Source organism: Mesorhizobium sp. M1169 (assembly GCF_040318345.1).
Lineage (GTDB): Bacteria > Pseudomonadota > Alphaproteobacteria > Rhizobiales > Rhizobiaceae > Mesorhizobium.
Genome location: NZ_JAMYME010000004.1, coordinates 289103 through 313675, shown reverse-complemented (window position 1 = coordinate 313675; position 24573 = coordinate 289103). Strand labels below are relative to the sequence as shown.

32 protein-coding genes are annotated in these 24573 nt (G+C 63.1%); 17 read left to right on the top strand and 15 right to left on the bottom strand.

The window, feature by feature from the left end:
- Positions 1-126 precede the first annotated feature (126 nt).
- The 3 genes from NKH41_RS06750 to NKH41_RS06740 all read right to left on the bottom strand — a co-directional run bounded on the left by NKH41_RS06750 (position 127) and on the right by NKH41_RS06740 (position 1983).
- Entirely contained in the window at positions 127-414 is a 288-nt protein-coding gene (locus tag NKH41_RS06750) for an ArsR/SmtB family transcription factor (protein ID WP_023678497.1), read from the bottom strand.
- A 31-nt stretch (positions 415-445) separates the two neighbouring features.
- Positions 446-1693, bottom strand: coding sequence for an MFS transporter (locus NKH41_RS06745; protein ID WP_023678496.1), 1248 nt, complete (start codon positions 1691-1693; stop codon positions 446-448).
- Between the two features lie 95 nt (positions 1694-1788).
- Positions 1789-1983 (bottom strand): DUF1192 domain-containing protein, encoded by a 195-nt coding sequence (locus tag NKH41_RS06740; protein ID WP_023678495.1) that lies wholly within the window; start codon positions 1981-1983, stop codon positions 1789-1791.
- Between the two features lie 124 nt (positions 1984-2107).
- Here NKH41_RS06740 and NKH41_RS06735 point away from each other — a divergent pair, with 124 nt between their 5' ends.
- The 3 genes from NKH41_RS06735 to NKH41_RS06725 all read left to right on the top strand — a co-directional run bounded on the left by NKH41_RS06735 (position 2108) and on the right by NKH41_RS06725 (position 4441).
- Positions 2108-3118 carry an NAD(P)H-quinone oxidoreductase gene (locus NKH41_RS06735; RefSeq protein WP_352454845.1) on the top strand — a complete coding sequence of 337 codons (1011 nt, stop codon included), beginning with the start codon at positions 2108-2110 and terminating at the stop codon, positions 3116-3118.
- A gap of 132 nt (positions 3119-3250) precedes the next feature.
- Entirely contained in the window at positions 3251-3391 is a 141-nt protein-coding gene (locus NKH41_RS06730) for a DUF1127 domain-containing protein (protein ID WP_023678493.1), read from the top strand.
- A gap of 354 nt (positions 3392-3745) precedes the next feature.
- Complete coding sequence (locus tag NKH41_RS06725) at positions 3746-4441, top strand: DUF1013 domain-containing protein (protein ID WP_023678492.1); 696 nt, start codon at positions 3746-3748, stop codon at positions 4439-4441.
- A gap of 58 nt (positions 4442-4499) precedes the next feature.
- Here the strand turns inward: NKH41_RS06725 and NKH41_RS06720 are convergent, their stop codons facing one another.
- From NKH41_RS06720 to NKH41_RS06710, 3 genes are all read right to left on the bottom strand, one after another.
- Complete coding sequence (locus tag NKH41_RS06720) at positions 4500-5219, bottom strand: helix-turn-helix transcriptional regulator (protein ID WP_352767669.1); 720 nt, start codon at positions 5217-5219, stop codon at positions 4500-4502.
- Positions 5220-5237: 18 nt separating this feature from the next.
- Positions 5238-5645: a hypothetical protein gene (locus NKH41_RS06715; protein ID WP_352471152.1), complete on the bottom strand. Its 408-nt coding sequence runs from the start codon at positions 5643-5645 to the stop codon at positions 5238-5240.
- Between the two features lie 142 nt (positions 5646-5787).
- On the bottom strand, positions 5788-5955 hold the full coding sequence (locus tag NKH41_RS06710; RefSeq protein WP_023678489.1) for a hypothetical protein: 168 nt from the start codon (positions 5953-5955) through the stop codon (positions 5788-5790).
- 203 nt (positions 5956-6158) lie between these two features.
- Between NKH41_RS06710 and NKH41_RS06705 the strand changes: the two genes are divergently transcribed.
- Positions 6159-6320: a hypothetical protein gene (locus NKH41_RS06705; RefSeq protein WP_352540257.1), complete on the top strand. Its 162-nt coding sequence runs from the start codon at positions 6159-6161 to the stop codon at positions 6318-6320.
- Positions 6321-6333: 13 nt separating this feature from the next.
- Here the strand turns inward: NKH41_RS06705 and NKH41_RS06700 are convergent, their stop codons facing one another.
- The 7 genes from NKH41_RS06700 to NKH41_RS06670 form a co-directional block, all read right to left on the bottom strand.
- The gene (locus NKH41_RS06700) at positions 6334-7065 is read right to left on the bottom strand and encodes an SGNH/GDSL hydrolase family protein (protein ID WP_352767667.1); all 732 of its coding nucleotides are present in this window, start codon (positions 7063-7065) and stop codon (positions 6334-6336) included.
- A gap of 82 nt (positions 7066-7147) precedes the next feature.
- Positions 7148-7888, bottom strand: coding sequence for a DUF899 domain-containing protein (locus tag NKH41_RS06695; RefSeq protein WP_352767666.1), 741 nt, complete (start codon positions 7886-7888; stop codon positions 7148-7150).
- 148 nt (positions 7889-8036) lie between these two features.
- Positions 8037-9062: a class I fructose-bisphosphate aldolase gene (locus NKH41_RS06690; RefSeq protein ID WP_352540260.1), complete on the bottom strand. Its 1026-nt coding sequence runs from the start codon at positions 9060-9062 to the stop codon at positions 8037-8039.
- Between the two features lie 140 nt (positions 9063-9202).
- Positions 9203-10399, bottom strand: coding sequence for a phosphoglycerate kinase (locus NKH41_RS06685; RefSeq protein ID WP_352767664.1), 1197 nt, complete (start codon positions 10397-10399; stop codon positions 9203-9205).
- A 162-nt stretch (positions 10400-10561) separates the two neighbouring features.
- Complete coding sequence (locus NKH41_RS06680) at positions 10562-11416, bottom strand: lytic transglycosylase domain-containing protein (protein ID WP_352471157.1); 855 nt, start codon at positions 11414-11416, stop codon at positions 10562-10564.
- A gap of 4 nt (positions 11417-11420) precedes the next feature.
- Positions 11421-12674, bottom strand: coding sequence for a flavodoxin-dependent (E)-4-hydroxy-3-methylbut-2-enyl-diphosphate synthase (gene ispG, locus NKH41_RS06675; RefSeq protein WP_352767662.1), 1254 nt, complete (start codon positions 12672-12674; stop codon positions 11421-11423).
- Positions 12675-12876: 202 nt separating this feature from the next.
- The gene (locus NKH41_RS06670) at positions 12877-13056 is read right to left on the bottom strand and encodes a YdcH family protein (protein WP_023678481.1); all 180 of its coding nucleotides are present in this window, start codon (positions 13054-13056) and stop codon (positions 12877-12879) included.
- A gap of 239 nt (positions 13057-13295) precedes the next feature.
- Here NKH41_RS06670 and NKH41_RS06665 point away from each other — a divergent pair, with 239 nt between their 5' ends.
- Positions 13296-13499: a YdcH family protein gene (locus tag NKH41_RS06665; protein WP_023678480.1), complete on the top strand. Its 204-nt coding sequence runs from the start codon at positions 13296-13298 to the stop codon at positions 13497-13499.
- Positions 13500-13549: 50 nt separating this feature from the next.
- On the opposite strand, the gene NKH41_RS06660 is transcribed toward NKH41_RS06665, so the two are convergent.
- Positions 13550-14335 carry an IclR family transcriptional regulator gene (locus tag NKH41_RS06660; RefSeq protein ID WP_352932298.1) on the bottom strand — a complete coding sequence of 262 codons (786 nt, stop codon included), beginning with the start codon at positions 14333-14335 and terminating at the stop codon, positions 13550-13552.
- Positions 14336-14481: 146 nt separating this feature from the next.
- Between NKH41_RS06660 and NKH41_RS06655 the strand changes: the two genes are divergently transcribed.
- The 12 genes from NKH41_RS06655 (at position 14482) to NKH41_RS06600 (ending at position 23869) form a co-directional block, all read left to right on the top strand.
- Positions 14482-15363: a transporter substrate-binding protein gene (locus NKH41_RS06655; RefSeq protein WP_031212143.1), complete on the top strand. Its 882-nt coding sequence runs from the start codon at positions 14482-14484 to the stop codon at positions 15361-15363.
- A gap of 66 nt (positions 15364-15429) precedes the next feature.
- Positions 15430-16095: an amino acid ABC transporter permease gene (locus NKH41_RS06650; RefSeq protein ID WP_023678477.1), complete on the top strand. Its 666-nt coding sequence runs from the start codon at positions 15430-15432 to the stop codon at positions 16093-16095.
- 1 nt (position 16096) lies between these two features.
- Complete coding sequence (locus tag NKH41_RS06645) at positions 16097-16747, top strand: amino acid ABC transporter permease (protein ID WP_352589866.1); 651 nt, start codon at positions 16097-16099, stop codon at positions 16745-16747.
- A 4-nt stretch (positions 16748-16751) separates the two neighbouring features.
- On the top strand, positions 16752-17546 hold the full coding sequence (locus NKH41_RS06640) for an amino acid ABC transporter ATP-binding protein (RefSeq protein WP_352767659.1): 795 nt from the start codon (positions 16752-16754) through the stop codon (positions 17544-17546).
- A gap of 34 nt (positions 17547-17580) precedes the next feature.
- Entirely contained in the window at positions 17581-18042 is a 462-nt protein-coding gene (locus NKH41_RS06635) for a RidA family protein (RefSeq protein ID WP_023678474.1), read from the top strand.
- 23 nt (positions 18043-18065) lie between these two features.
- Entirely contained in the window at positions 18066-19271 is a 1206-nt protein-coding gene (locus tag NKH41_RS06630) for an aminotransferase class V-fold PLP-dependent enzyme (RefSeq protein WP_352767657.1), read from the top strand.
- Between the two features lie 165 nt (positions 19272-19436).
- Positions 19437-20384 (top strand): metallophosphoesterase family protein, encoded by a 948-nt coding sequence (locus tag NKH41_RS06625; protein ID WP_502895644.1) that lies wholly within the window; start codon positions 19437-19439, stop codon positions 20382-20384.
- A gap of 11 nt (positions 20385-20395) precedes the next feature.
- Positions 20396-20743 (top strand): cupredoxin domain-containing protein, encoded by a 348-nt coding sequence (locus NKH41_RS06620; RefSeq protein WP_352767655.1) that lies wholly within the window; start codon positions 20396-20398, stop codon positions 20741-20743.
- 25 nt (positions 20744-20768) lie between these two features.
- A complete protein-coding gene (locus NKH41_RS06615) occupies positions 20769-21329 on the top strand; it encodes a sigma-70 family RNA polymerase sigma factor (RefSeq protein ID WP_352817726.1) in 561 nt (186 codons plus the stop codon).
- Positions 21326-22174, top strand: a complete 849-nt coding sequence (locus NKH41_RS06610; protein ID WP_352767654.1) for an anti-sigma factor family protein — start codon at positions 21326-21328, stop codon at positions 22172-22174. Before NKH41_RS06615 ends, NKH41_RS06610 begins: the two co-directional genes overlap by 4 nt.
- Before the next feature lie 124 nt (positions 22175-22298).
- Positions 22299-22796: a 5-(carboxyamino)imidazole ribonucleotide mutase gene (gene purE, locus NKH41_RS06605; RefSeq protein ID WP_023678468.1), complete on the top strand. Its 498-nt coding sequence runs from the start codon at positions 22299-22301 to the stop codon at positions 22794-22796.
- Entirely contained in the window at positions 22793-23869 is a 1077-nt protein-coding gene (locus NKH41_RS06600; RefSeq protein ID WP_352471166.1) for a 5-(carboxyamino)imidazole ribonucleotide synthase, read from the top strand. The genes purE and NKH41_RS06600 overlap by 4 nt, the downstream gene beginning before the upstream one ends.
- A gap of 92 nt (positions 23870-23961) precedes the next feature.
- On the opposite strand, the gene NKH41_RS06595 is transcribed toward NKH41_RS06600, so the two are convergent.
- Positions 23962-24384 carry a lysozyme inhibitor LprI family protein gene (locus NKH41_RS06595; protein WP_352767653.1) on the bottom strand — a complete coding sequence of 141 codons (423 nt, stop codon included), beginning with the start codon at positions 24382-24384 and terminating at the stop codon, positions 23962-23964.
- Between the last annotated feature and the right edge of the window lie 189 nt (positions 24385-24573).

Below are 24573 nucleotides of genomic sequence, written 5' to 3'. Positions count from 1 at the left end.
AAAGCTCATCATCCTCGCAAACGCACTACTCAGGGACAATCGGACCTGGACACCATCTCTCCCTTGACCAACACGGATACTCTAGGCCCGATGCTGCCTAGTTGCTCGACGCGCTGACGATGCCTCTCAGCTTCCGGGTGAACCGAGCTGCTCCGCATCCCAGAACTGGTCAAGCCAGATGTTGAGCTTCAGGAAGCCGGCATTGCTGACCGTATAGACGCGCCTGGTGCCTTCCGGCTTGGCGTTGACCAACCCCGCATCAAGCAGCACCTTCAGGTGCTGCGAAACGGCCGGGCGGGACACCGGCAAGCCGGATGCCAATTCGTTGACGGTCTTCGGTCCGCGCCGGAGCTCTTCCAAGAGATGGCGCCGGTTGGGATCGGCAATCGCCATGAAGGCGTCGGAAAGCATCATGCCTTATTTGTGGGGCAAAGCGCCTCGAATCTCAACTGTCGGCTTCAGCTTTTCTACGCGGGTCGAGCCGCAACGCTTCCGGCGTCACCGAGCGATCGGCGGGCTGGGTCTTGAAGGCATCGCGGCCTTCGATCGGCACCGGCGCGCGACGGCTGATGCGCAGCAGCGTATAGCCAGCCAGGCTGAGATGCGCGAGCGCAGTGGCCAGGAACAGCCCCTCAGGGCGCATCCAGCCCATCAGGCCGGCGGCCACCAGCGGACCGATCATCGTGCCGAAGCCATAAAGCAGCAGCAGGCCGCCCGACACTTTGACGAAGTCCTCCGATCGCGCATGGTCATTGGCATGCGCCACCGCGATCGAATAGAGCGTGTAGGCGAAGGCACCGTAGGCGGCGGTGCAGACGATGACGAAGACGCCGGAGCGCGGTTCGAACAGGAAGATGGCGATGGCAAACAGCGCAGCGCCGAAGGCCGCGCCCGCCAGCACGAAACGACGGTCCGTCGTGTCGGAGAGCCGCCCGGCCGGAAGCTGCATGGCGGCGCCGGCGATGACCACGAGGCTCATCATCAGCGCGATCTCGGCTGTCGAGATGCCGATGCGCGCTCCATAGACGGCACCAAGTGTACCCCAGGCGCCGTTGGCGATGCCGATCAGCACGCAAGCGATCGCCGACACCGGCGAATTGACGTAGAGCCCCTTGACGTCAAGCGACACGTCCTGCAGCGGCTTGGGGTGAGACGCCGTCGAGACCGCCGTCGGGATCAGCGACAGGCAGAACAGAATGCCGGTGATCATGAACAGCGACGCCGATCTCACATCGCCGCCGGCAACGATCATCTGACCGCCCATGATCGAGGCATAGGTGACCATCATGTAGAGGCCGAAGACGGTGCCGCGGTTTTCGTTGGTGGCCTTCTCGTTGAGCCAGCTTTCGATGACCATGAAGGCGCCGGCCATGGTGAAGCCGGTGAAGGCGCGCAGCAGGATCCAGGTATATTCGTCGATGATCAGGCCGGTGAGCAGTGCGACGATCGCTCCCGATGCGGCAAAGGCGCCGAAAGCCCTGACATGACCGGCGCGGCGCACGATGCGTGGCGCAAAGAAGCAGCCGGTGACGAAGCCGCCGGCCCAAGCCGTGCCCATCAGGCCGAGCGATGCCGTCGAGAAGCCCTCCACCTGGCCACGCAGCGGCAACAGCAGACCGTGCAGTCCGGATGCCGCCAACAGGAACGCGGTGCCGCGCAGCAGCGAGAGGATCGGTCTGTAGCTTGCGAACATTTTTCAATCCGGCTGGGGTTTAGGGCACAAGTCTGGAGACAGCGGCATTCGGCTTTTCGGCGGCGTGCCCGAGCTTTTGGAATTACCCGCAGTAACTACCCGCGGCGAAACAGCGCCTCTGCCGCCGACTTGGTCGAGCCCTTGGTCTTGAGCTCGGCTTCCAGCCGGGCGATCTCGTCGCGCAGGATACCGATCCGTTCGGACAATTCATCGACGGAAAGCAGCGACAGATCCTGCCCGATCTCGTGCGGGCGCGCCTTCTTCTTGGGTTCGTCGTCGAAGATCGCCATCGTCGCTCCTCCGTGATTGCCCATTTGCCTGATTTGCCAATGAGCATACATAGGGCAAGGGTATGGATGCAAATGGCGGGCAAGAGCTGGCACGAGAAACCGGCGGAGCACGACGGGAAAATTCATGGCGAACGCACAGAAAATTCCGGCGAAGATGATGGCGATCGCCATATCGGAACCGGGCGGGCCGCGGGTGCTGAAACCGGAAACCCGCGACGTACCGGTTCCCGGTCCCGGCGAGATCCTGATCCGGGTGCGGGCCGCCGGCGTCAACCGGCCGGACGTGCAACAGCGCAAGGGCGCCTATCCGCCACCGCCGGGAGCGTCGGATCTGCCGGGCCTGGAAGCAGCAGGCGAAGTCGCTGCCCTTGGTGACGAGATATCGCGCTGGCGCGTCGGCGACCGGGTCTGTGCGCTGACGGCGGGCGGCGGCTATGCCGAATATGTCAGAGTGCACGCCGGCAGCGTGCTGCCGCTGCCCGCCGGCTTTACCTACACCGAAGCGGCGGCGCTGCCGGAAAACTACTTCACTGTTTGGCACAATGTCTTCGAGCGCGGCGGCCTGAAGAGCGGCGAGACACTGCTCGTGCATGGCGGCTCGTCGGGTATCGGCACCACGGCGATCCAGCTTGCTGCCGCTTTCGGCGCCTATGTCGTCACCACCGCCGGCAGCAAGGAGAAATGCGACGCCTGCCTCAAGCTCGGCGCCGACCGGGCGATCAACTACCGCGAGGAGGACTTCGTCGCCGCAGTCAAGGAGGCAACCGGCGGCAAGGGTGCCAATGTCATCCTCGACATGGTCGGCGGCGACTATGTGGCGCGAAACTATGAGGCTGCAGCCATGGAAGGCCGCATCGTCCAGATCGCGACGCAGGGCGGGGCAGTGGCGAGCGCCGATTTCTTCAAGATCATGGCCAAGCGGCTCGTGCACACAGGATCGCTGCTCAGGCCACGCACCGTGGAGTTCAAGGCGGCAGTTGCGGCTGCGCTCGAGGCGCAGGTTTGGCCGTTGCTCGGCACGCGCAAGGTTGCGCCGGTGATGGATACGATCTTCCCGCTCAAGGAAGCGTGGCGGGCGCATGAGCGGATGGAGGAGGGTGAGCACATCGGCAAGATTGTGCTCGATGTCGCCTGACGGCCCGCAAGCAGGCTGAACGAAAGCTTAATGGTGCAATGCAACAAACGCATTGCGGCCATGCAAAAGCGTCTGTTCAATTTTTCATCGCCGATGCCTATTTACGCGGCATCAAAACGATGGAGGACTATCATGAACCCGATCCGCGCTTTCCGTAACTGGCGCATGTACAACGAAACCGTGCGCGAACTGAACCGGCTGAATGCTCGTCAGCTCAACGACCTCGGCATCAACCGCGGCGACATCGAGAGAATCGCCCGCAAAGGGCTTTGATCTCGAGCACGATCCCGCTCGAAGACCGGGCGCCGCTTTTCGGCAACGCCGAGCCGCGGTTCGGGATCAAGCTTTAGAAGCCAGAGCCGCAGCAGACGGATTTCCGTCGCCGGTTCCGAGCCCGCCCGACCTTGGTCTGGCGGGCTTTGTCTTTTTGAAGGTTTCGACTGCATGGCGTCATCTGCCGACCCTTCGCGGTCTGCTGGTCGCGCTGCCGTGCCGTCCTTGACGCGCGCCTGCCAAAAACATTGCGAAACGGCGAGCGAGCGGTTATATAGACCGCGATTTTCCCATTTTGGTGGCTCTAAACCACCGCCCGCGCGGGAACGCGGGCGAACGAGAAGGATTTTTGTAATGGCCAATACGCTGCTGATGCCAAAGGCGACCGCCGTCTGGCTGGTTGACAACACAGCGCTTTCCTTCGAGCAGATTGCGCAGTTCTGCGGATTGCATCCGCTTGAGGTCAAGGCGATCGCCGACGGCGAGTCGGCGCAAGGCATCAAGGGCATGGACCCGATCATGACCGGCCAGCTCACTCGCGACGAGATCGCGCGCGCCGAGAAGGACGCCAACCACCGGCTGAAGCTCTCCGATCCCAAGGTGCGGGTGCCGGAATCCAAACGCAAGGGTCCGCGCTACACGCCGCTGTCGAAGCGCCAGGACCGGCCCAACGCCATCCTCTGGCTGGTGCGCAACCATCCCGAGCTCAAGGATGCGCAGATTGCCCGCCTTGTCGGCACAACGAAGTCGACGATCGACCAGATTCGCGACAGAAAGCACTGGAACTCCGCCAATCTCCAGCCGATGGATCCGGTGACGCTCGGCCTGACGTCGCAGATCGACCTCGATATGGAAATCAACCGCGCCTCGCGCGGCCGCGAGCAGGCGCAGCCGGTCGGCGATACGCTGCTGCCGGCCGCCTTGACCGAACGGCTGGTGCCGGCGCCCGAAAAGCCGAAGGACGAGGACCGCGAACTTGACGCCAACGCCGTCTTCGCCAAGCTTTCGGCGCTGAAGTCGAAGGACAAGGACGCCGACGAAGAGGAATAGGTCTGGCATCCAAAACAAAAAGCCCGCTTTCAAGCGGGCTTTTTTGTGATCTTCCGTGTCAGCTTCGCGCCGCCCGGTCCGGCGCCATGCCGTAATCCTCGCTGCGCTCCACCGCGCGATAGAAATCGGCGAGCTGCTTGCCGCGCTCCGGCTTGAAGGTGCGGCCGGCGATGACCACCGTGGCGATGCGGTCGATGCGGAAAGCGCGGAAATCGCCGCGCATCTCACACCAGGCGACCAAGGTCCACACCTTGCCCCAGAACCACAGGCCGAGCGGGCGGATGTCGCGCGCGGTGCTGCGGCCGGCCTCATCCGAATAGTCGATGGTCAGCACCTGACGTTTCTCGATGGACCGCTCGATCAGGTCGATGGCTTCGCGGGCGGCATCGCTTACCACCCACATCGGCGTGTGGATCTCGGTACGGGCGATGCGGTCCTTTTCGGCGTCGGGCAACACGGCGCCTATCTTGACCAGCGCCTCGTCGGCGGCTCGCGCCATGGCCGCGCCACCAAAGGCGCGCACCATGCGGGCGCCGGCGACCAGCGCGACGATCTCGTCACGCGTGAACATCAGTGGCGGAAGGTCGAAACCCTCCCTCATCATGTAGCCGACACCGGCCTCGCCGTCGATCGGCACGCCGGTCGACTGCAGGTCTGCGATGTCGCGATAGATCGTCCGCTCGGAAACCTCGAGCCACGTGCCCAGCTTCTGGGCGGTGACCAGACGACCACCACGCAGATGCTGCACGATCTGGAAGAGCCTGTCGGCGCGGCGCATCGTATGGTCCCTCGGCGTCTATCGTTCCAGCCCTTCGCGCTTGCGCTGCGCGGCGACGAAGGCCGCGCCGAAGGACAGTTTCCTCGTTGTCGGCGTGTTTGCGTCGACCACCCGCCAGAACGGCGCAAAGTCGCCCAGCGCCATGCCACGCTCAAGATCCTCGTTGGCGGCCTCGGCGACGGTGCGCAGATGATAGCCGATGGTGACCGGACATGTCATCTCGGCACCGTGCTCGATGGCGAGAGCGGTGCGCAAAGCGCGGATATTCATGTCCATGCCTTCGGGGATAGAGCGGATGAATGCATGGACCTGGCGAGCTGTAGGAACCAGCATCGGCTGGCCTTCGACGACGTCGCCGATGGTGCGTGGCGACGGTGTTATGCCGTTGATGCCAGGCGTGTTCAGCCTGTCGTTCCAGCTTTTCATCGATCGTCCTCTCGGCCATCCGGCTCCGGCGGCCATCGCACTATGGCACGAGCCTCCTGACACCATACTGTCAGGAGGCTTCAGCATGCCCCATTTCAGCTCGTCGCCAGGTTGCATCCAAACGCCACGCGGAAAGCTTGCCTCAATTGCCGCCATTGCGGCGGTCGCCATACATGTCCGGCCAACCAATATCCTTGCGGATGTCCGCCGGCAGGGTGTTCATGAATCGCTGGGTGCGGATCTCATTGCGGATCGTCCGGATCTTGCCGACATAGTGCTGCACGCTACGCAGAATGGTAATACCGTTCATGGCTGGTCTCCTCTCTTTCGATGCAGGCACTATCGCACACCCCTGCTGACAGCAGTCTGTCAGGAGGGTGCGTCTCTCCTGACCGGCGTTCCGATTTGTCGACCGAAGTGATCAGGCAGTGCTGAAAAGAGGCCTGCTGCACTGGAAAGACGGCGATCGCGGAGCCGCTTTGACAGCCAGCCGCGATGCTGATCAAAGGCTGCATGTCGAAACTTCTCGCACTCGTCATCATCTTCATGATGGTCATCCAGCTCATCAAGCCGCTCGGCTGGCCCGGGCTGAAGCGGCGCAGCGATTTCTGGAAGCTGGCGCTGCTGGCGATGGCGGCGATTTCGATTACGGCGGTGCTCGGGCACTGGACGTAGTGCGGGCGGCCCGCTACGCGACGCCCGGTTCGTTGGCGAGCACCAGGCTGACCAGATGTTCCGCCCAGGCTCGGTAGCCGGCTTCCGAAGCGTGAAATCCATCCGATGCGAAGCCGGCATCGGCATCCGTGATCGGCAGCCGGGGCGCCGGTATGGCGCCGCGTTCGAGGCAAAGGCGCTCGCCCATCCGGTTCACCTCGACGGCGCGGATTTCGAGGATCTTGCCGAGCAATGGCGGCATTGCCGGAGCCCGGGTGAACTCCAGCACCGGCGACCACACCACGCGCGCTTCCGGCCATTTGGCGCGCAGCGCGTAGAGCAGGCCACCAAACTCGCGCTTGAAGCGCGGTACCGAATGAAAATTCTTGGTGTCGTTGGTACCGACGGCCAGCACGATATGCGTCCACGGATCGGCCGATAGATTGGGCAGCACATGATCGCGGATCTGGCCAGAGGTTGCCGAGTTGAAGCCGGCCGCCCGCCAGCGCACGGTGCGGCCGGTGCGTTGCGCAATCAGAACTGCCAGTTGCGCGGCCAATCCGTTTTCGGAATTGCCGATGCCGACCGAGGCGGCGGAGGAATCGCCAAGCACCAGAACCGAGATTGCTGGCGCCAGGCCAGATATCTCGTGCATGACCGGACCTTGTGCCGGCAGCATGCGGGCGGTGCGGCGACGCACGCCAAGTCCTTGCCAGACATAAACCGGAAAGGCGAGCCAGGTGAGAAGGGTCGGAAAGCGCCGCATGGCAAGTCCCTTTTAGGGCATAGCGAACAGCACTTAGCGCATGTCGGGCCGAAGGCGAAAGACCTTGGGTGACCGCCCGTCGTCAATGGCAGCAGCTGTCCTGCATCTCGGGCGTATCCGCATATTCGTCGTGCAGCCGCACCCAGTCCACCAGGCTATGGTGGGGACCGGTTTCGTTGCGACCCTTCGGCGTCAGGTCGAGATAGTGATAGGCGCCGATCAGCGGATCGCCGCCTCTGGAGCGCGAGATAAAAGTCAGGAAGATGTCGCCTTTCTCGTCGCGATAGAACACGCTGGTGCCGGGAAGGTCTTTCGATCTCAGCGCGCACTGCTCGAAATTGTAGGTGGTGTCGCCGGCCGCGATCTGCTTGTCGGTGAATGACACCTGCATGTCGAAGTTGAAGTCCGAGGCGTAGGACGACACCCAGTCGAATTTCCAGCCCATGCGCTGCTTGTAGGGCAGCAATTCAGCCAGTGGCGCGCGCGCTACCACGACAAGTGAGACATCGTGATGCCTGAGATGCTGGTTGGCGCCGTCGATGTGGTCGGCAAGAAATGAGCAGCCTTCGCAGCGATAATCGGCGCCCGGCCCGAACATGAAATGGTAGACGATCAGCTGGCTGTTGCCGCCGAACAGGTCGGGCAGTTTCTTTGGCCCTTGCTCGGTCTCGAAGACATAGTCCTTGCGGATCTTCAGCCACGGCAATTCGCGGCGTTCGGCGGCGACGCGGTCGCGAAAGCGCGTCAATTCCTTTTCGCGCGCCAGATGCGCCTTGTGCGCCTGAAACCATTTTTCCTGCGATACGGTCTTGTTGTTTGGCATAGGTCTGCTCCTCTTTTCACGGAGGACGATCGGCAGCGAGGAATGCCGACACAGAGCTGCATTTCAGTTGCAGGAAATTGCAGACCTTGCTGCTTTCAAACAAACCCGGGCACATGGCCCGGGTCGGAGGAACGCAACCTGAATTCAGTCAGGCGGCTTGCTCAAGGGTCGGCTGCCATTGTCCAAGCGCTGCCAGATGGTTCATGTGGGCGCGATGGGCGAAGGCAGCCTGTGCGGCGGCGACATTCGCCGCCTTGCCGCCCCACGCCTTCTGCGGAGCGGCCTGCAAGGCGCGGCCGTAGGAAAAGGTCAGCTTCCACGGATGCGGGCCAATGGCATTGATGGCGTTGAGGTTGGCGGTCGCCTCCTCGTCAGATTGTCCGCCCGAAAGGAAGGCAATGCCTCCAATAGCGGCCGGCACCGTCTCGCGGAACAGTTTTATTGTCTTCTCGGCGACTTCGTCGGGGCTGCTGACCTTGCCTGATTTCTTGCCGGCCAGCACCATGTTCGGCTTCAGGATGGTGCCTTCGAGCACGACGCGAGCCGCATAGAGCTCGGTGTACAACTTTGTCAGTGTCGCCTTGCTGATCTCGTAGCAGGTGTCGATGTCGTGGGCGCCGTCCATCAGCACCTCCGGCTCGACGATCGGCACGATGCCGGCCTCCTGGCAAAGCGCGGCGTAACGGGCCAGCGCATGGGCGTTCGAGCCGATCGAGGTGGCGGAAGGCACGCCCTTGGCAACATCGATGTCGATCACCGCGCGCCATTTGGCGAAGCGGGCGCCGAGCTTGTAATAGTCGGCAAGGCGTTCGCGCAGGCCGTCCAGGCCCTCGGTGATGGTGTCGCCGGGAAAGCCGGCCAGCGGCTTGGCGCCGGCGTCGACCTTGATGCCGGGGATAGCGCCTGATGCCTTGATGATGTCGACCAGCGGTGTGCCGTCGGCGGCCTTCTGGTGAATGGTCTCGTCGTAGAGGATGACGCCGGAAATGTACTTGGTCATTGCATCGCTGGCGCGGAACATCATCTCGCGATAGTCGCGGCGGCTGTCGGCGGTCGACTCGACGCCGATGACGTCGAAGCGCTTCTTGATGGTGCCGGAGCTCTCGTCGGCAGCCAGCAGGCCCTTGCCATTGGCCACAATCGCGGCGGCAATGTCCTCGAGACGTTCGCTCATCGTGCTTCTCCTGAAAGAATTGATCCGTGCCCAGCAGACCACCAGAGCAGCGCAGGTTCAAGTCGAACAATTTCGCCGGGTAAGCGCGAATCGATTGAAAGTCGCGGGCGCCCTCTTTCGCGCTGTTATTGCGGCCGATCTCAGCGCTTCAGCACGTCGACGCCAGGCAAGGGTTTGCCTTCCATCCATTCCAGGAAAGCGCCACCGGCCGTCGAGACATAGGTGAAATCGTCGGCGACGCCGGCATGGTTGAGTGCCGCTACCGTGTCGCCGCCGCCGGCGACGGAAACCAGTTTGCCGGCCTTGGTGCGCGCTGCCGCGTGCCTGGCCGTCGCCACCGTTGCGTGGTCGAATGGCTCGATCTCGAAGGCGCCGAGCGGCCCGTTCCAGACCAGCGTCGCGGCGCGGTCGATCCATTCGGCAATGGTTTTCACGGTCTTTGCGCCGACGTCGAGGATCATGCCGTCGGCCGGCACGTCTGCTATGGCGACGGTCTCGCTGGCGGCGCCGGCCTTGAACTCCCTGGCGACAACGCCGTCGGCGGGCAGGATGATGGCGCAGCCGGCCTGGGCCGCCTCGATCATGATCTGCTTGGCGGTGGTCGCGAGATCACGCTCGCACAAGGATTTCCCGACATCGGTGCCGCGTGCCGCGAGAAACGTGTTGGCCATGCCGCCGCCGATGACCAGCGCGTCGACCTTCTTCACCAGGTTCATCAACAGGTCGATCTTGGTCGAGACCTTGGCGCCGCCGACGATGGCGACAACCGGACGGACGGGATTTCCAAGACCCTTTTCCAACGCGTCGAGCTCGGCCTGCATGGTGCGGCCGGCGAAGGAAGGCTGCACATGCGCCAACCCTTCCGTCGACGAGTGGGCGCGGTGCGCAGCGGAGAAGGCGTCGTTGACGAAAATGTCGCCGTTGGCGGCGAGCTTTTCGGTGAAGGCCGGATCGTTCTGCTCCTCGCCCTTATGGAAGCGGGTGTTCTCGAGCAGCAGCACGTCGCCATTATTCATGGCAGCAATGGCATTTCCCGCCTTGTCGCCGATGCAGTCGGCGGCAAAGCCAACCGGGCGGCCGAGCACTTCCGCCGTCGCCTTGGCGATCGGCTCGAGCGAGAATTCCGCCGCCGGTCCATCCTTCGGCCGGCCGAAATGGGCAAGCAGGATGACCTTGGCGCCCTTGCCGGAGAGCTCGGCAATGGTCGGCGCAATGCGCTCGATGCGGGTGGCGTCGGTGACCTTGCCCTCGGCGACGGGAACGTTGAGGTCGACACGCACCAGCACACGCTTGCCGCTGATATTGCCGATGTCGTCCAGTGTCTTGAAGCCGGCCATGCTGATCCCTTTCGCGAAAAATCGCGGGGACCTTACCCCGCATCGACGACGATGCAAGACCTGCCTAACGGTTCACCGAAAATATGATTCACGTATCGAGGACGAAGTGCCCACGGGGAGCGAGATGGGCAGCAATGGCGCAAAACGCACCGACATATGGCTTTACCGGTTGCGCACCACGATGCAGGCGCCGCCGACGCTTTGCAGCTTGTCGCAGATCGTGTCGGCCTTGGCTCTGCTATCGGCGCCGATCCGCACGGCATAGATGCCGCGCCTGCCGATCGGTGTGCGGACCCGGCTGACCACCGGATCGTGGCCGGCAAGCAGTGCCGGGAACCGGCTTTTCACTCTCAGCCACTGGTTGAGCGCCGCGGCGCGGCGGAAATTGCCCGCCACCTGCACGCCCCACGGCTTGATGTTGATCGACGACATCGGCACGGTTCTGGACATGATCACCGGCAGCTCGCGGCAAGCGGCAGCGAAACTCGCCTTCTTGTCGAGCGGCCGGATGACGCCGGCATACGCGGCATCGGTGAACTTGTCGGCCGGCTCGCCCATGACGTCCAGGACGTAGCTTTCGGTCTCCAACGGGAGGAATCCGCCGGAATTCAGCCAGCGCGTCACCCGGCTCTCGCCAGCATTGTAGGCTGCGGCGGCAAGGCCGAGATTGCCGAAACCGGATTTCATTTCGGCAAGGTATTTTGCCGAGGCCGGGATTGCCTGTTCGATGTCGAAGGAATTGGCGAGCCCGCGCATCTTGGCGGTACCCGGCATGAATTGGGCGATACCCTCGGCGCCGACGGGGCTGACCGCATTGGGATCGAAACGGCTTTCCTTCCAGATCAGCCGGGCAAAGAAATCCCGGGGCAGGCCGTTCTGGTCGGCATGCGTCTCGATCAGGTTGCAAACCTGGTCGATCAGCTTCTTTTTGGCGGGCCGTGGTGGATCGGCCTGAACGGCTGTCGCCCAGATCAGCCCGCAAATGACAACCAGCGCCGCGCCCAGCAAACGCCGCATCGAACTACTCCGCCGCGGCTTTGCCGTGTTGCCCAAACCGCCGTTCGATGTAGTCGGCGACCATCTTCTCGAAATCCGCGGCAATCGATGGGCCGCGCAGCGTCGCCGCCTTCTTGCCGTCGACGAATACCGGGGCGGTCGGTATCTCGCCGGTGCCGGGCAGCGAAATGCCGATATCGGCATGTTTGGATTCGCCCGGACCGTTGACGATGCAACCCATCACCGCGACCTTGAGGTTCTCGACGCCGGGATATTGTTCGCGCCACACCGGCATGTTCTTGCGCAGGTCGGCCTGGATGTTCTGGGCAAGCTCCTGGAACACGGTCGAGGTCGTGCGGCCGCAGCCCGGGCAGGCAGCGACGATCGGCACGAACTGCCGGAAGCCCATGGTTTGCAGCAGTTCTTGCGACACCTGCACTTCGCGTGTGCGGTCGCCGTTCGGCTCCGGCGTCAGCGAGATGCGGATGGTGTCGCCAATGCCTTGCTGGAGCAGGATGCCCATGGCCGCGGACGAGGCGACGATGCCTTTCGAGCCCATGCCGGCCTCCGTCAGGCCGAGGTGCAGCGCGTGGTCGGAACGGGTGGCAAGCTCGGTGTAGACGGCGATCAGATCCTGCACGCCGCTGACCTTGGCCGACAGGATGATTTTCTCGCGCGCAAGGCCGATCTCTTCGGCCATTCCGGCCGACAGGATCGCCGATTGCACGATTGCCTCGCGCGTCACTTCCTGCGCCGTCAGCGGAAAGCCCTGGGCCTGGTTGTCGTCCATCAGCCGGGTCAGCAGCTCCTGGTCAAGCGAACCCCAATTGACGCCGATGCGCACCGGTTTGTCGTATTTGATCGCCATCTCGACGATCGCCGCGAACTGCCGGTCTTTCTTGTCCTTGAACCCGACATTGCCGGGATTGATACGGTATTTGGCCAGTGCCTCGGCACAGGCCGGGTGGTCGGCCAGGAGCTTGTGGCCGATATAGTGGAAATCGCCGACCAGCGGCACGTCGATGCCGAGCCGTTCCAGCCGCTCGCGGATGGCCGGTACGGCCGCAGCGCTTTCGTCGCGATCGACGGTTATGCGCACGATCTCGGAGCCGGCACGATGCAGCGCCGCCACCTGCGCGACCGTCTGGTCGACATCGGCCGTGTCGGTGTTGGTCATCGACTGGACGACGACCGGCGCGCCGCCGCCGACCATCACGCCGCCGACATCGACACCGACCGACCTGCGGCGTGGGAAGGGTGAGGAAAAATATCCGGTCATGCCGGCTGCCTTTAATCTTGAAGGTCCGGGCATGAGGTGGAGGAGCAAAGATGGCTTGTCAATGGCGACTGGCGCGCAGGCCCAGCAAATCGGAAACAACAAGATGGCAGCTTACCGCAAATCCATGGGCGTTTCCGGCAGCATAGAGACATGCCACCGGAAAGATCGCGCGCCGGGTGGCGCTTCTAGTCCTGGAAGGGTTTCAGTGGGTCGTCGGTTTCGCCTTCAGTTTTTCAATCTCGTCCTTGAGCGCCAGCTTGCGCCGCTTGAGATTCACGATTTCGAGGTCGTCTACCGATGGATGGGTCATCGCATCATCGATTTCGCGTTCGATGTCGCCGTGTTTCCGCTGCAGCTCATCAAGATGGGATGCAAGAGACATGATTGGTTCTCCCTTTCATGGTTTCCTCGGATTGCAGCCGTCATGGCACGTCCACCGCAGGCTCGCTTCTATGACGGCATAATGACAGTGTGCCACCATCGCGCACCGATGTCGAATGCTGCGTGGTAGCATTCCACGCCAATATGAAATGTGATATGGGCTGCGCGCCGGTGCAAGAAGCCCCGGTCCCGCCCAATCAGGCCCATAGTTTGGGCGCCGCAGACGTGCAGACGGTAAAAATGTCCGATCAGGAACAGGCAGATATCCGCCTCGAATATTCCCGGCTGAAGCAGGAACACGCCGATTTCGACGCCGCCATCAATGCGATGATCGCCATGAATTGCGACCCGCTGCAGATCCAGCGCATGAAGAAAAAGAAGCTTTTCCTGAAGGACAGGCTGATGGCGCTGGAAGACAAGATCATTCCAGACATTATTGCTTGAACGAACGCCATTGTTTGAACGAACGCCGGCGGGGCCTGCTGGAAAAGCGGTTATGCCGCGATCGAAAGCCGTGCGGCGCGCTCGCGCAACAACGCTATCAGGTTGTCGGTCTTTTCGGTCGAGGTATCGATCGGAATCACCAGGCACATCGTCGCCTCGACCCTGCCCGGCGCTGAAAAGACCGGCGCGGCCAGGCATTTCGTGTAGGCATCGACAAGGCCGGAGGTGACGCAGTAGCCGGCCGATTTGGCGACGGCGATGTCGTCTATGAAATCGTCGAGTTGCAATCTGCGGCCGTCCGGCAGCACGAGATCGTCCTCGGAGACCATATCCTCAATCGCTGCCCTGTCGAAGCCGGCGAGGAGCAGTCGCCCGGAAGCTGTCCAGGGGAGCGGTATTTGCAGACCGGTCGCCGAGCTGATCCGGAATGGCCTCGTCCCCGGGCTTGAATGGACGATGGTGTAGCGGCCGCTTTGCAGCATGCACAACTCCGAGGTCTCGCCGGTCTCGCGTGACAGATGGTCGACTTCCTGGCGCCCTCGCCTGAGCAGGTCGTTGCCCCGCACATAGTCCATTCCGTAGAGATAGAGCTTCTTTCCGAAATAGACCCGATTGCCGTCTCCGGCCATTTCCAGCAGACCTGCGTCGACCAGCGAGCGCACAAGCGTATAAGTCGTCGAACGCGGCGCGTTTACCCCCTTGGCAAGATCGCCGATGCCGATCGCGCGCTGGGTCGCGTGAAGAAACTCCAAAATCTGGAGGACCCGGTTGAGGCCCTTCTCCCGAGAAGCCGAGTTCTTGTCTTCGTCCAGACCGGCGTCCGGTCGAGCGGCCAAGGCATTACCTTCTTGCATTATCGATCCCTGATGTTAATCTGTCTTGTACAGAGTACAGGCGTCTCTTGTAAGGGACAATGACGTCAGTTGCAACCGATGCCTGTACTGCTGGTCCAAAGGGGAACTCAACACGAAAGGAGGTCGCCGTGAACGACACATCCAAAAGGCGTGAATTTCTGAAACTGGGAATGGCCGGGCTTGCAACGGCCGGAGTGATGAGCGCCGCTACCGCGGTCGACGTTCAGAAAGCGGCGGCCCAGGCAGCGCCGGACAGCCTGCTGCGCACCGTCCTCGAGCGCGGCAAGGTGATCGTCGGCACCGGCAGTACCAATGCGCCCTGGCATTTCGAGAACGACGCCGGCGAACTGGTGGGCATGGACATCACCATGGGTCGCATTCTCGCCAAGGGGCTTTTCGACGATCCGACCAAAGTGGAATTCGTCATGCAGGATCCGGCTCAGCGCATTCCGAACGTGACCACCAACAAGGTCGACATCACCATCCAGTTCATGACCATGACCGCCCAGCGCTCGCAGCTGATCCACTTCTCCCGACCCTACTACGTCGAAGGCATCGCCTTGCTGACCCTTCCGAACGCCGAAAACAAGACCTTCGACAAGCTGCTTGCCGGCGGTTCGGCGACGCGGATTTCCATCCTGCAAAATGTCGATGCCGAGGCTAACGTGCATATCGTCCTGCCGGAGTCGCAGGTGATGCAGATAGACACGCAGGCCAACGTGCTGCAGGCCCTGGAATCGAAGCGCGTCGACGCCGCCGCGGTCGATCTGTCAACGGTGCGCTGGCTCGCCTCGCGCAATCCGGACAAATACTTCGATGCCGGCAAGAGCTGGTTCTCGATGCTTTATGGTGCCGCGCTGCGGCAGGGCGACCTCGACTGGCTGACCTTCGTCAACCAGACCTTCACCATCGCCATGTTCGGCCATGAAACGGCACTCTACGACGCTGCGTTCAAGGATTATTTCGGACAGGAGCCGCCGGCGCGCCATCCCGGTTTCCCGGTCATTTGATGCAAGCAGGCGGAAGGACAACGTCCTTCCGCCTTCTCTCATCACAGCCCTCCATGACGAGGACGCATGGGTTATACTCTCAACTTCAACCTTATCTGGCGGCATTTCGACAAGCTCTGGGGCGGACTGCTGCTAAGCCTCGAACTGGCCGTCATCTCGATCGCGATCGGCATCGTCATCGGGCTCGTTCTGGCGGTCTGGTACGTGTCGGCCGGACGTGCGGTGCGGACCATCATCGCCGGGTATGTCGAGTTCATCCGCAACGTGCCGCTGATCCTGCTCGTCTATCTGGTCTTCTACGGCTTGCCGACGGTGGTCGACATTGCCTACAGCGCGCAAACCTCATTCATTGCCACGCTGTCGCTCTACAGCGGCGCCTACCTGGTCGAGGTGTTTCGCTCGGGGCTCGAGGCGGTGCCGCGCGGTCAGCTCGACGCCGGCAAGGCAATCGGCCTGACGCCATGGCAAAGGCTGCTCGATGTGCGCCTGCCGACGATGCTGCGCATAACCCTGCCGGCGCTTTCCAACACATTCATATCGCTCTTCAAGGATACGTCCGTGGCGTCGGTCATCTCGGTACCCGAACTCACCTATGGCGCCCAGTGGATCAACTTCAACACGTTCCGCATTGTCGAAGTCTATCTGGTGGTGACGGCAATGTACCTGTTGACCGGCTACACGCTGCTTTTCGCGCTGCGGCTCGTCGAGCGCCGGTTCAAGGCGGCGCGCTGACATGCTGAGCCAGATCATCTACGCCTTGCCGTTCCTCGCCGAAGGCTTTGCCGTAACCTTGTGGGTGTCGCTGCTGGTCGTGGTGTTATCGCTCATCGCCGGCGTGCTGATGGGCGTCGGCCTTGTCTATGGTCCTTTTCCGCTGCGCTGGGCAGTGCGCATCTTCAGCGACACCATACGCGGCATTCCGATCCTGGTGCTGATCTTCTTCGTCTATTACGGCCTGCCCGCGGTGGGGCTGCATCTGGAATCCTTTTGGGCGGCCGTGTTCGCCCTCACCCTCTTCAAGACCGCACAAGTCGTCGAGTATCTCAGGGGCGCCGTCGGCTCGATTCCCAAGGGTCAGTCCGAGGCGGCGATGGCGATCGGACTGACCTTTCGCCAGCGGCTGGCCTACGTCATTTTTCCGCAGGCGTTCAGGCGCTTCCTGCCACCCTGGATCAATGGCGTCACCGACGCGGTGAAGGGCAGCGCGCTGGTCTCGTTGCTCGGCATCACCGACCTCATGCAGGCAATCAACCAGGTCATCGGCCGCACCTATGAGGCGATGCCACTCTACATTCTCGGTGCGCTCGTCTACTTCGCCGTCAACTACGCCCTCTCCTTGGCCAGCCGGCGCCTGGAGCGGCGTTTCTCCTTCATCCGGGAATAGCACGATGTCCAACGCCTCGCACCAGAATCCGGCACTTCTCGATGTCACCGAGGTTTCCAAAGCCTTTGGATCCGTCGAGGTCCTGCGCTCCGTCAGCCTGCAAGTGACGCGCGGCGAGGTCGTGACTATCATCGGCCCCTCCGGCAGCGGCAAGACCACGCTACTGCGCTGCGTCAACTTCCTGGAGAGCTACGACAGCGGCTCGATCCGTATCGACGGCAAAGAAGTCGGCTATCGCGAGACGGGAACACGCCAGCGACGCAGCGAGCGCGACCTGGCGGCGATGCGAGCCGAGACCGGAATGGTGTTCCAGAGCTTCAATCTGTTTCCGCATTTGACTGCGGCCGGCAACATCATGCTTGGCCTGCGCAAGGTGCGCGGCAAGAGCAATGCCGAGGCCCGCACCATTGCCGAGCACTGGCTCAGCCGCGTAGGCCTCGCCCACAAAGCCGACAGTCTGCCGGCCGAGCTTTCCGGCGGCCAGCAGCAGCGCGTCGGCATCGCCCGCGCCGTGGCGATGGAGCCGAAGATATTGCTTCTCGACGAGATAACCTCGGCGCTCGACCCCGAACTGGTTGGCGAGGTGCTCGAGGTCGTGCGCAGCCTCGCCGAAGACGGCATGACGATGCTGATGGTCACACATGAAATGGCTTTTGCGCGCGACGCATCGAGCCGCATCGTTTTCATGGCGGATGGCGGCGTCAGTGCCGTCGGACCACCCGCCGAGATTCTGGCGGCGGGGTTCGACAATGAACGCCTTCGCAGTTTCCTGGCGCGGTTTCGCGCCTCGCATTTTTGACATCGGACGGCGAAAGCTGTCGCAAGGAGCTTTTATGACGCCTTACATCCGGCTCGCGGAATTGGGCCTGACACTGCCCGAGCCGCCGAAGCCCATCGCCAACTTCGTCACCTATGCCGAGAGCGGACGGCTGATCTTCCTCTCCGGCCAGGGGCCGTTGCGCGCCGATGGCGCGCTCTGCACCGGCAAGGTCGGAGAGGATGTCAGCGTTGAAGAGGCCTACGGGCATGCGCGTCTGACCGGCCTGAACCTGCTCGCCGTCATGCATGCGGCGGCCGGCGACCTCGGCCGCATCGTGCGCGTCGTCAAGCTGCTTGGCTTTGTCAATGCGACGCCGACATTCAGCGAGCATCCCAAGGTGGTGAACGGCTGTTCCGATCTTTTCGCGGCCGTCTTTGATACGCTTGGCGGACATGCCCGTTCCGCGATCGGTGTCGGCTCGCTGCCGGGCAACATCACAGTTGAAATCGAGGCGGTCGTCGAGATCGCCGCCTGAAATCTTAAACAGGATCTACAGAGATGACGACCTATGCCGCTGACCGTTCCAACACGACAATCCGCGAACGGCTTGGCCTTCGCCCAATCATCAATGTCTCCGGCACGATGACGGCACTCGGTGCTTCGATCATCGTGCCAGAAGCGATTGCCGCAATGTCGGAAATGGCCTCGCAATGGGTCGAGATGGACGATCTGCAGCGCGCCGCAAGTAGGGTGATTGCACGCCTTACCGGCGGCGAGGCCGGCTTCATCACCGCATGCTGCGCCAGCGGCATAACAATGGCGATTGCCGGCGCGATGACCGGGACCAGCCTTCTTGCGATCGAGCGGCTGCCGCACGACACCGAGGGCCTCAAATCGGAGGTCATCGTTCAGCTTGGTCACATCGTCAATTACGGCGCGCCGATCGACCAGTCGATCCGGCTTGCCGGAGCCAAGGCAGTGCCTGCCGGCACGGTCAGCGTCACCCAGGATTATCATGTTGCCGAGGCGATCCGAGACCGGACGGCGGCAGCCCTCTACGTCGTTGCGCACCACACCGTGCAATACGGCATGCTCTCGCTTGAGGAGTTCTGCGAGATTTGCCACGCCAAGGGCGTGCCGGTGATCGTCGACGCCGCCTCGGAGTACGATTTGCGTGGCTTTCTGGCGCGCGGCGCCGACATTGTTGTCTACAGCGGGCACAAATTTCTCTCAGGGCCGACAAGCGGCATCGTTGCCGGCCGCAAGGATCTGGTACGGGCCGCCTATCTCCAGAACCGCGGCGTTGCGCGCGCCATGAAGGTCGGCAAGGAGAGCATTGCCGGCACCATGGCGGCCCTGGAAGCCTGGGAGCGGCGCGACCATGCCGGCATTCGCCAGCGGGAAGAAGCCGCACTGCATCTGTGGCAAACCGCATTGCAGGGCCTGCCTGGCATCGAGGCACGTATCATTCCAGATCCGACCGGAAATCCTCTCGACCGCCTGCAGGTGTTTGTTGCGCCGGAAAGCCGCTTCACCGCCGCCGGCCTCGCCTCGGCGCTTGCGGCGGGTTCACCGCCCGTGATCGTGCGCAACCACGAGGTCGAGCGCGGTCACTTCTTCCTTGATCCGTGCAATCTCCATCCCGGCGAGGCGGAGATCGTTGCCGAACGCCTGCGGGCGGTGTTGAGTGCTGCCGATCGGCCCGCGGATGCGATGAAACCCGCTCGCAAGCAGTCCGCCGGAGCGCTGCGCTGGCCGGACTAGACATCGCCAGAGCGTGGTCGAGCCAGTGCCTTCCAGCACCGGCTTCGCATCGGGCCAGTGCGCCATCACGGCAGTGTGAATGAACTTTTAGTCTTCGGGCGGAATAAACCACCCCGCCCATTGGTCTCCCAAACAGACGCCATTTCCGGCGTGCAGGAGACCGGTATGATCCACCACCACGACAATGAAGCTGACGGCATCAGCCGCCGTCATGCACTGGAATGCATGATCTGGGCCGGCACGGGAGTGCTGTGGACAATTTCGGCCGGCGTGCCGGTCTCGCTCAGCCTGCTCGGTGCGTCGCAAGCCGCCGAGGCCTTGGCCACCGGCTTCACTTTCCTCCAGATCTCCGACAGCCACATCGGCTTCGACAAGGCTGCCAACCCGCACGCCATCGACACGCTGAAGGAGGCCATCGGCAAGATCCAGGCGTTGCCGCAAAAGCCCGCTTTCATGATCCACACCGGCGACATCACCCATTTGTCGAAAGCCGCGCAGTTCGACAACGCTGCCCAGATCATCGGCGGCGCAGGCTTCGACGTGCATTATGTGCCCGGTGAGCACGACCTGATCGATGACGGCAATGGCCAGGCCTATCTCGACCGCTACGGCAAGGGCACCAAGGGCGCCGGCTGGTATTCGTTCGACCAGAACGGCGTCCATTTCATCGGGCTGGTCAACGTCGTCAACCTGAAGGCTGGCGGGCTGGGCAATCTCGGCGCCGACCAGTTGGCATGGTTGGCCGATGATCTGAAGGCGGTCACCGCCTCGACGCCAATCGTCGTCTTTGCCCACATCCCGCTATGGGCTGTTTATCCCGAATGGGGCTGGGGCACCGACGACGCGGCGCAGGCCTTGGCCCTGCTCAAGCGCTTCGGCTCTGTCACCGTACTCAACGGCCATATCCACCAGATCATGCAGAAGGTCGAAGGCAACGTTACCTTTCATACCGCGCGCTCGACCGCTTTCCCGCAACCGGCGCCGGGCACCGCAGCCTCACCCGGGCCGATGACGGTACCTGCCGGCCAGTTGCGCAGCCTGCTCGGCACAAGCAGCGTGACAGTCACGCAAGGGGGGCAGGACCTCGCCATCATCGACAGCACGCTGGCCTGAGGGGAAATGCGATGATCCGCTTCCCATCCCGCGTCTTGGTCGTATCCCCTGTCACGTTCGGTTTGGCGGCGATCCTGACAATGGTTGCCATGCCACTGAACGCAGCAGACCAGCCAATGGTCAAGATCGAGAACTTTGCCTTCACACCGGCGGTGCTGACGGTAAAGCAGGGCACTACCGTGACCTTCGAGAATGACGACGACATCCCGCATCTGGTGGTCGCCAACGATGCCTCGTTTCGCTCCAAGGCGCTTGACACCGGTGGCACATATGCCTTCACCTTCACCAAAGTGGGCGACTATGCCTATTTCTGCGGGCTTCACCCGCACATGCAGGGCAGGATCACCGTCGCTCCATGAGGATTTTCGGAAGGTTCTGCCCGGGATGCCGGGCGATGCGACGGTGTTGAACCAAGAGGCCGCGACCGAGCGCTTTCGCGAGGTGGTTCTGCCCCATCTCGCGGATGCGCTTGCGCTTGCCCGCTGGCTGACCGGCAACGCCGCCGACGCGGAGGATGTGGTGCAGGAGGCCTGTTTGAAGGCGCATGCGGGCATCGCCGGCTATGCCGGCGGCAATGCGCGCGCCTGGCTGCTGGCGATCGTGCGCAACGCCTCTTACTCCTGGCTGGCGCGCAACCGGCCGCGCAGTATCGTCGCCGTCGGCGACCTGAGCGACCTCGATGACATGACGGCTGCATATGGCGCCGGCCTGCCGGATACGGATAGTCCTGAGGCAAGCCTGATCGCCAAGGCCGACACGGCCGCACTCGAGGCGGCGATCGCCGCGCTGCCGCACCAATTTCGCGAGACTGTGGTGCTGCGCGACATCAACGGCCTCAGCTATCGCGAGATCGCGACGCTGCTTGGCGTGCCGCTAGGCACGGTGATGTCGCGGCTGGCGAGAGCGCGCGGTCTGCTGATATCCCAACTTGGGAGGGCGCCATGAGCGCGCACAACGATGGACTGCCCGATGACCCGGCGGGCGTGGAACTGATGATCCATGCCTTGGTCGATGGCGAGCTCGACGCAGCGGCAGCATTGGCGGTCGAGCGGCGCATTGCCGCCGATCCGGCGCTCGCGGCCGAGCATGCTCGCATCGTGGCGCTGCAGTCCGCTGTCGGCAGGCTGGCGCTGCCACAGGTCAGCGACGCCCTCAATGCGCGTATCGCGGCGATCGGCGCGACTGGCGAGGCACAGGCTCGGCCGGCGCCGACGCGGCCGCCGCAAACCGTGCCAACCCACATGCGGCCAACCCAAACGCGGCCGGGCCGCTTCGGCGCGTTCGACTGGCGCGCAATGGCGGCATCGATCCTCGTCACCGCCGTGCTGGCCAGCGGCGTGACGCAATGGGTGATGCTCAGCGGGGCGCCCGACAGCTTTGCCGCCGCGGTCGCCAGCGGCCATCGCCGCAGCCTGCTGGCAGCCAGCCCCGTGGACGTCGTCTCGTCGGACCGGCACACGGTCAAACCCTGGCTGGATGGCAGGGTCGGCCTGTCGCCGCCGGCACCTGACCTTGCCAGTGACGGCTTCGCGTTGCTCGGCGGCCGGGTCGAGGTGATCGCCGACCAGCCAGTGCCGGCACTGGTCTACAGGCACCGCGAGCACCTGATCACTCTCGTCGCGGCGCCCGAGGAAACCGGCTCGACAGCCGGACCGGTCGATCTTTCTGCTGGTGGCTTCTCGCTGGTCCACTGGAGCGACAGCGCTTTTTCCTACTGGGCGATTTCCGATGTCGAACGGCCTGAACTTGACGACTTCGTCAACCGCTTCCGAGCAGCGGCCACCCGATGACAGACCGCTCCTGTGCATGTGCGCAGCGACGGAGACGACACAAGCGGCTTTGCCGTTTCCGGCCATCCTTGCGGCTCCCCTCGATTTCAGCTAATGCGCGCTTTTGCCGCCGGAGAGCAGAAGCTTGGACGATCACCGCGCCGACGTCGCCATCATCATGGGCAGCCAGTCCGACTGGGCGACGATGCGCCACGCCGCCGAAACGCTGGAGGCGCTTGGAATTCCGCACAAGCGGCTGATCGTCTCGGCCCACCGCACGCCCGACCGGCTCTATGACTTCGCCAAGGGCGCCAAGGCGGCCGGCTACAAGGTGATCATCGCCGGTGCCGGCGGTGCGGCGCATCTGCCCGGCATGACGGCGGCGATGACGCCGCTGCCGGTGTTCGGCGTGCCGGTGGAATCAAAGACGCTGTCGGGCCAGGACTCGCTGCTATCAATCGTGCAGATGCCGGCCGGCATTCCGGTCGGCACTTTGGCCATCGGCAAGGCCGGCGCTGCCAATGCTGCCCTTCTGGCCGCCGCGGTGTTGGCGCTGAGCGACGAAAAGCTCGCCGCCCGGCTGGATAGCTGGCGCGCCGCGCAGACCGCCAAGGTGGCCGCCGAGCCCACGGACGCGCCGTGAGCCTGCCGGCGGGATCGAGCATCGGCATCATCGGCGGCGGCCAGCTTGGCCGCATGCTGGCGATGGCCGCGGCCCGCCTCGGCTACCGCATCGTCGTGCTGGAACCGCAGCCGGATTGCCCGGCGGCACAGGTTGCCAACCGGCAGATCGTCGCCGCCTATGACGACGCGGCCGCGCTTAGCGAGCTGGCTGCGGCCAGTGCCGTCGTTACTTATGAATTCGAGAACGTACCGGTCGCGGCCGCCGCGGCACTTGCCTCTACGGTGCCGGTCTATCCGCCGGCACGCGCACTGGAAGTGGCGCAGGACCGGCTGGCGGAAAAGAAATTCCTCAACGGCATCGGCATACCGACCGCGGATTTCAGCCCCGTCGACAATGACGAGGAACTGACGGCTGCGCTGAAACAGTTCAACGGCAGCGGTATATTGAAGACGCGCCGCATGGGCTATGACGGCAAGGGCCAGCGTGTCTTCCGCAACATGGAAACAGGCGGCTTTGCCGGCACTTGCGAGGCGATGGGCAACGTGCCGTTGATCCTGGAATCCTTCGTCACCTTCGAGCGCGAGATTTCGGTGATCGCCGCGCGCGGCAGCGACGGCTCGCTCGCCGCCTACGATCCAGCGTGGAATGTCCATCGCAACGGTATTCTTCACAGCTCGACGCTGCCGGGCGGAGTAAAATCCGAGACGGCGGCTGCGGCTCAAACGGCGGCGGCAGAGATCCTTGCAGCGCTCGACTATGTCGGCGTCATCGGCGTCGAATTCTTTGTCCTTGCCGACGGTTCGCTGTTGGCCAACGAGATAGCGCCGCGCGTCCACAATTCCGGCCACTGGACGGAGGCCGCCTGCACCATCTCGCAATTCGAGCAGCACATCCGCGCCGTCGCGGGCCTGCCGCTGGGAAATCCCGCCCGGCAGTTCGACTGCGTCATGGAAAACCTGATCGGCGACGATGTCAGGCGCGTTCCTGAGCTGCTCGCCGAGCCCGATCTGATGCTGCACCTCTATGGCAAGGCCGAGGCGCGGCCCGGCCGCAAGATGGGCCATTTTACGCGCGTGAGCCGCCGCAGCTAGAGCATGATCCCGAACCGAAGGTCCGCGCTAGCGAAAAGTGGAATCCGGATTTCGGAAAAGATCATGCTCAAACACAAAGTTAGAACCTACGCTTACTGGATTTCGCCGCTCTCGTCCTCGTCGGGGCTGGCGCAGCTAACATCGTCTTCCGCGCAGGTCGAATCGGCGGTGAGCTGCTTGGTGCGATCGTCGGTCAGCCGCGTCAGGCATTCCGATATCAGCATCGGATAGATCGAGCCGCCTTCGCTGTCCGCGGCCGAATAGCTGCATTCCACGTCGCGAAAAGCGATCCAGGCGCGCTGCGCCGTCTGCAACAGCTTCCTGGCTTTTGCGTCAGTTCCGCCGATGATTTCCTGGTAGGCCTTGTTGAGCTTGGCGTCGGCGGATTTGTAGTCCGCGTCGGCGCAGATGTTCATCATCTGCTGGCTGTCGTCGTTGCGGTCGCATTCCTGCGCATAGGCAACAGAACCTGCCGCGAGGACGACAAGACAGGCGGACACAAGAATTCGGCGCATGACGATCTCCAATTCGCAACCGCATCATTCCAGCCGTCTCAAGCCTGCGCAACGCCAGTGACGGATATTTGATGATACGAAACGGTCCGTATCGTTTAGGCAACGCGCTTGCGGTTGACACGGGCAACGCTCCTCGTCTATGAGCCACGCACAGTTCAAAGGCGCGTCTGTGGGCGCGCCTTAATAATT

What these genes read in the sequence shown, in the direction of transcription:
- NKH41_RS06745 (WP_023678496.1), bottom strand. Translation starts at nt 1,693, where the DNA reads ATGTTCGCAAGCTACAGACCGATCCTCTCGCTGCTGCGCGGCACCGCG.
- NKH41_RS06715 (WP_352471152.1), bottom strand. Translation starts at nt 5,645, where the DNA reads ATGAAAAGCTGGAACGACAGGCTGAACACGCCTGGCATCAACGGCATA.
- NKH41_RS06625 (WP_502895644.1), top strand. Translation starts at nt 19,437, where the DNA reads ATGATCCACCACCACGACAATGAAGCTGACGGCATCAGCCGCCGTCAT.
- NKH41_RS06595 (WP_352767653.1), bottom strand. Translation starts at nt 24,384, where the DNA reads ATGCGCCGAATTCTTGTGTCCGCCTGTCTTGTCGTCCTCGCGGCAGGT.
- NKH41_RS06680 (WP_352471157.1), bottom strand. Translation starts at nt 11,416, where the DNA reads ATGCGGCGTTTGCTGGGCGCGGCGCTGGTTGTCATTTGCGGGCTGATC.
- NKH41_RS06685 (WP_352767664.1), bottom strand. Translation starts at nt 10,399, where the DNA reads ATGGCCGGCTTCAAGACACTGGACGACATCGGCAATATCAGCGGCAAG.
- NKH41_RS06640 (WP_352767659.1), top strand. Translation starts at nt 16,752, where the DNA reads ATGTCCAACGCCTCGCACCAGAATCCGGCACTTCTCGATGTCACCGAG.
- NKH41_RS06630 (WP_352767657.1), top strand. Translation starts at nt 18,066, where the DNA reads ATGACGACCTATGCCGCTGACCGTTCCAACACGACAATCCGCGAACGG.
- NKH41_RS06695 (WP_352767666.1), bottom strand. Translation starts at nt 7,888, where the DNA reads ATGCCAAACAACAAGACCGTATCGCAGGAAAAATGGTTTCAGGCGCAC.
- NKH41_RS06725 (WP_023678492.1), top strand. Translation starts at nt 3,746, where the DNA reads ATGGCCAATACGCTGCTGATGCCAAAGGCGACCGCCGTCTGGCTGGTT.
- NKH41_RS06650 (WP_023678477.1), top strand. Translation starts at nt 15,430, where the DNA reads ATGGGTTATACTCTCAACTTCAACCTTATCTGGCGGCATTTCGACAAG.
- NKH41_RS06720 (WP_352767669.1), bottom strand. Translation starts at nt 5,219, where the DNA reads ATGCGCCGCGCCGACAGGCTCTTCCAGATCGTGCAGCATCTGCGTGGT.
- NKH41_RS06690 (WP_352540260.1), bottom strand. Translation starts at nt 9,062, where the DNA reads ATGAGCGAACGTCTCGAGGACATTGCCGCCGCGATTGTGGCCAATGGC.
- NKH41_RS06710 (WP_023678489.1), bottom strand. Translation starts at nt 5,955, where the DNA reads ATGAACGGTATTACCATTCTGCGTAGCGTGCAGCACTATGTCGGCAAG.
- NKH41_RS06700 (WP_352767667.1), bottom strand. Translation starts at nt 7,065, where the DNA reads ATGCGGCGCTTTCCGACCCTTCTCACCTGGCTCGCCTTTCCGGTTTAT.
- NKH41_RS06615 (WP_352817726.1), top strand. Translation starts at nt 20,769, where the DNA reads ATGCCGGGCGATGCGACGGTGTTGAACCAAGAGGCCGCGACCGAGCGC.
- NKH41_RS06670 (WP_023678481.1), bottom strand. Translation starts at nt 13,056, where the DNA reads ATGTCTCTTGCATCCCATCTTGATGAGCTGCAGCGGAAACACGGCGAC.
- NKH41_RS06730 (WP_023678493.1), top strand. Translation starts at nt 3,251, where the DNA reads ATGAACCCGATCCGCGCTTTCCGTAACTGGCGCATGTACAACGAAACC.
- NKH41_RS06750 (WP_023678497.1), bottom strand. Translation starts at nt 414, where the DNA reads ATGATGCTTTCCGACGCCTTCATGGCGATTGCCGATCCCAACCGGCGC.
- NKH41_RS06665 (WP_023678480.1), top strand. Translation starts at nt 13,296, where the DNA reads ATGTCCGATCAGGAACAGGCAGATATCCGCCTCGAATATTCCCGGCTG.
- NKH41_RS06620 (WP_352767655.1), top strand. Translation starts at nt 20,396, where the DNA reads ATGATCCGCTTCCCATCCCGCGTCTTGGTCGTATCCCCTGTCACGTTC.
- NKH41_RS06740 (WP_023678495.1), bottom strand. Translation starts at nt 1,983, where the DNA reads ATGGCGATCTTCGACGACGAACCCAAGAAGAAGGCGCGCCCGCACGAG.
- NKH41_RS06705 (WP_352540257.1), top strand. Translation starts at nt 6,159, where the DNA reads ATGTCGAAACTTCTCGCACTCGTCATCATCTTCATGATGGTCATCCAG.
- NKH41_RS06645 (WP_352589866.1), top strand. Translation starts at nt 16,097, where the DNA reads ATGCTGAGCCAGATCATCTACGCCTTGCCGTTCCTCGCCGAAGGCTTT.
- ispG (WP_352767662.1), bottom strand. Translation starts at nt 12,674, where the DNA reads ATGACCGGATATTTTTCCTCACCCTTCCCACGCCGCAGGTCGGTCGGT.
- NKH41_RS06735 (WP_352454845.1), top strand. Translation starts at nt 2,108, where the DNA reads ATGGCGAACGCACAGAAAATTCCGGCGAAGATGATGGCGATCGCCATA.
- NKH41_RS06610 (WP_352767654.1), top strand. Translation starts at nt 21,326, where the DNA reads ATGAGCGCGCACAACGATGGACTGCCCGATGACCCGGCGGGCGTGGAA.
- NKH41_RS06635 (WP_023678474.1), top strand. Translation starts at nt 17,581, where the DNA reads ATGACGCCTTACATCCGGCTCGCGGAATTGGGCCTGACACTGCCCGAG.